The 505-nt window shown below is 41.2% G+C and carries 1 pseudogene; it reads right to left on the reverse strand.

Annotation, left to right across the window (positions count from 1 at the left end):
• Nucleotides 1-438, reverse strand: a pseudogene (locus tag Q4519_RS21690) (transposase); the annotation flags it as partial.
• Nucleotides 439-505: the final 67 nt, after the last annotated feature.

The raw sequence follows: 505 nt of genomic DNA on the forward strand, positions 1-505 counted from the left end.
TACGTCGATATAACTTCAACGTATCCAAGCTTATGACTGTTGCAGGGCGCTTAAGCCAATCATAATAACCGGACTTGCTTACACCCAAAACACGGCAGAGTAAGGCCACAGGGAACTGGCCAGACTGTTTTTTAATGAAATTAAATTTTACTTCATTTCTTTTGCAAAGAAGGCGCTGGCCTTTTTTAAGATTTCTTTTTCCATGCGTAATTCTTTGTTTTCTTTACGCAATCGCTTAAGCTCATCCCGCTCAGACTCTTCTAAACTAATACCTTGGCGCTGGGCTTCAAACTTCTCTTTCCACTTGTAAAGAAGGCTAGTACCGACGCCAAGTGACTTAGCCGCTTCCGCAACACTGTAACCTTGCTCAGTCACCATCAAGACAGCCTCATCCTTAAAATCTTGAGGATAGCTTTTATGGGATTTTTTCAGGCTCATATCATTTCCTTAATCTATTGACGTTATTGTCTCAAAATTAAGTGTCCGATGGGATTAGACCAGAACA

This window comes from Motilimonas sp. 1_MG-2023, from assembly GCF_030547455.1.
Lineage (GTDB): Bacteria > Pseudomonadota > Gammaproteobacteria > Enterobacterales > CBDFNC01 > Motilimonas.